At 63.0% G+C, this 3390-nt stretch carries 3 protein-coding genes; all 3 read left to right on the top strand.

The genetic code is table 11. From position 1 onward, the window contains the following. The first annotated feature begins 103 nt into the window (after window positions 1-103). Window positions 104-862 (top strand): type-F conjugative transfer system pilin assembly protein TrbC, encoded by a 759-nt coding sequence (gene trbC / locus BGP00_RS15845; protein ID WP_292925773.1) that lies wholly within the window; start codon window positions 104-106, stop codon window positions 860-862. 26 nt (window positions 863-888) lie between these two features. Next, window positions 889-2787, top strand: coding sequence for a conjugal transfer protein TraN (locus tag BGP00_RS15840; RefSeq protein ID WP_292925772.1), 1899 nt, complete (start codon window positions 889-891; stop codon window positions 2785-2787). 4 nt (window positions 2788-2791) lie between these two features. Next, the coding region (traF, locus tag BGP00_RS15835; protein ID WP_292925771.1) for a conjugal transfer protein TraF at window positions 2792-3390 on the top strand (599 nt) is incomplete at its 3' end.

The following is a 3390-nucleotide window of genomic DNA, read 5'->3' as shown; positions in this document are numbered from 1 at the left end:
AACGAAAGGTGCACGTCCGGTTCGGAGAGAAGGCGTGGGAAACGGGCGGTGGAGACACCGCGCCGCGCCCACGTCTTACTCTACTCTGACGGGAGGGTCAAAGATGCGCAAATCTCTCCTGCTTTTCGGCTCGCTGCTCGCTCTCGGCGGTGTCGGCACTGTGCTGGCACAAACGCAGGTTGATGGCCTCGATCTCGATGACATCAACAAGGCGGCGCAGGCTCATGCCCGCAATTTGGGGCAATTCGTCGATCAGGTGCTTGGTCATCAGGCTGAGGCCAACGCCGATCTGGCCGACGATATGGCCGCACTGGTCGAGGGTTCGCAAGCCAAGGTCAAAGCCGAGACAGCAGCGCGGGCCAAGGCGAACCCGACCGGCGATCCGATCGATCTCGATGCGTTGGTAGCGAACGCCGGCCGAAGCATGGCGCCATCACCGCAATCCGCACCCATGCTCATTGCCTTTGCCAGCCTGTCGATGCCGCCCGAATCCCTGAAGCGCATGATCGCCGATGTTTCCAAGGCGGGCGGCATGGTGGTTTTTCGCGGCTTCTCGCCCGGCGGCCCCAAGCCCTTCATGACCGCGCTGCATGAGGCCATCGGTGATACCTCAGGCGCCCATGTCAGCATCGATCCCCGGCTTTTCCGGGCCTATGGCATCGAGGCGGTTCCCACCTATGTGGCGGCATCGTCCAGCTTTGATCTGTGCTCAGGCGAGGACTGCGCCAGCAAGCCCACACCCTTCGACCGCATTGCCGGGAATGTGACGACGCATTTCGCGCTCGAAACCATCGCGCAAGGTCGCGGCCCCGGTGCGCCAGTTGCAAGAACTGCGCTGGCCAATCTGGAGCGCGTGCCATGAGGGCGCGCGCGATCCCCCTTCGTGGAATGGCGTCCGGCGCAGTGATCGCCGCGGCCCTGCTGGGCGGCACACCGCTTGCCGCTCAGACCGTCGACCCCAAGGCTGCGGCCAGCGCGATTGCCAGCCAATTGCAGGGCCAGGTCACTGGCAATGTCACGAGCCAATCCGCGCCCAATGCTGTGCCGGGTTATGGCGGCGCCGATCTGCCGCAGGGCCAGTATCTATCCAACCCCAACAGCCTTGCCGGCGATGGCGCGGTCGCAGCAGTCACCTCGCAGCCCTATGCCATCGTCACCAATCCCAACCGCCCGACCGTCGATGCCTCGACGCTGGGCTTATCGACGGCCAAGCAGGTCGAAACCAGCCCGACGAGCTACACCGGCATTGCGGGCAGTTCGCAGGGCAATTGCCAGCCCATTCCTGCGAGCAGCGGGACGGCGAGCACATATTACGATTCCTGCCAGATCGGCACGGCCGAGACGGATAGCAGTTTCACCTGCACCATTGGCTGGGCCAACCAGTTCACCAGCGCCTACCAATATACTTGCCACAGCTCGGAATGGGACATCTACAATCCCACAACGGGCGGCACGTTCTACTGGGGCGAGGTCTCCGATTGCGGAAGCTTTGCCAGCCAATCCTCTTGCACGCAGGTCGCCCAAACCAAAAAGCCCTCGGTGACCACCTGGCCGCCCGGAGCGGGCCTCGGGATGGTCTTTACCGAGACGGACACGACCTACAATTGCGGCGCGCAGACCAACTATGGGGCCAGCGCGTCGAAGACCTATTGCATCAACCACACGACGCTGTGTTTCGAGCCGCCCCCGCAGGATCAAGCACCGGGCGTGCCGGGTGCTGCCTATGTCGGGCCGATCCAGACCTACCAAGGCTCCACGGTCGATAATGCAGACTGCCAAGCCAAACTAAAGGCCTTGCCGACCGGCGAGACCTGCCTCCAACCCACCCAAGTCTGCGTCGATGCCTCGCCTGCCACCCGCACCATCAACGGCGTCGCGGTCACCCATGATTGCTGGCAGTGGCAGGCGACCTACCAGTGCAGCACGCTTTCGAGCGCCAATGACTGCGCGACCCTGTCGGCCAAGAGCACTTGCAGTTTCGACCATGAGGTCTGCCTCGACAGCCCACAGACGGGTGCCTGTCAGGTCAAGAGCGAGGTCTATAAATGCACGACGCCGGCCTCGACACAGACATCACAGGCCTATTCCTGCAGCGGGGACGTCTATTGCATCGATGGAAGCTGCACCCAGCTTCCAACCTCGCCGGCGCCTGATCTGGCCAATGCGCTCGTGGCGATGAACGCGATGAAGGATGCCAAACAGCAATTCGACGCCAACAATCTGACGATTTTCGATGGCGATGCCACCGGCTGCCACAAGCCGCTCTTCGGTCTGGTCAATTGCTGCGCCGGCAAGGTCTCGGGCCTGCTGACCGGCGCCGCTGCCACCACGGCCGCGATCGGTCTCGCCTCGGGCAATCCTGCGATGCTGCTTGGCCTTGTGACCCAGTTCCTGCCGCTCTTCATGTGCTCGGGCGAGGAGATGCAGCTCGACGTCAAGGATCGCATGGGCCTGTGCCACTATGTCGGCGAATATTGCTCAGAGAAGGCGCTCTTCGTCTGCACCACGATGCGCAAGAGCTACTGCTGCTACCAGTCCAAACTCGCCCGCGTGATCCAGGAGCAGGGCCGCGCCCAATTGGGGCTGGATTTTGGCAGCCCGCAGTCGCCGACTTGCACGGGCTTCACCGTCGACCAGTTCTCCAAGCTCGACCTGTCCAAGATGGATTTTGCCGAGGTCTTTGCCGACTTCACCAGCGCCGTGTCGCTGCCCGCCTCGCTCCAGACCTCGGCCCAGATCCAGCAGAAGGTCCAATCTTACTATCAAACCCATGGTCAAGGATCCTGACGCCATGCGCCAAGCCTCACGCCCTTTAGCCGCCACGCTGATCGCCTTGCTGACCAGCGCAAGCCTCGTCACCGCCAGTCCGCTGATGGCCTTGGGAACCCCTCCGGCCAGCGCCGCGCTGGAACAAGAGGACATGTCCAATCGTGAGAACGTGGACCCGTCCACGAGTGGGCAAGTGGACAGGTCCACTGGTGAACATGTGGACACGTCCACAGTTGCCGGTGATCCCTTCTATTGCGGCGAGCGCAAACTCGGCACCTGGTTCTACTGCGAGCGCCCCAAGCCCAAGACGTCCGATCCCAGCGCTTCGGCCAGTGCCGCATCGCCCAGCTACCGCCAGCAACTCAACAAGATCGGCGCGCGGCTTGAGGAGCTGAAAGCCAAGGCGATCCTCGAGCCGACCTCGGACAACATCATCGCCTATGTCCGCTACCAGCGCGAACAGCTCGACCGCGCTTCGACCTTTGCCGATGTGTGGGAGCGCGCCATCTGGCAGCACGCCGATCTCGACTACACGCTTCAGCGGCCGGTCAGCACGCTGGGCAAGACCGCTTGGCTTGCCCAGCGCAAGACTGACCGGGAGGCCGTGATTGCCTCGCTGTC

Origin of the sequence: Novosphingobium sp. 63-713 (genome assembly GCF_001898925.1) — a bacterium.
Classification (GTDB): Bacteria; Pseudomonadota; Alphaproteobacteria; order Sphingomonadales; family Sphingomonadaceae; genus Novosphingobium.
This window is presented reverse-complemented; position numbering and strand designations above follow the sequence as displayed.

What these genes read in the sequence shown, in the direction of transcription:
- BGP00_RS15840 (WP_292925772.1), top strand. Translation starts at nt 889, where the DNA reads ATGGCGTCCGGCGCAGTGATCGCCGCGGCCCTGCTGGGCGGCACACCG.
- trbC (WP_292925773.1), top strand. Translation starts at nt 104, where the DNA reads ATGCGCAAATCTCTCCTGCTTTTCGGCTCGCTGCTCGCTCTCGGCGGT.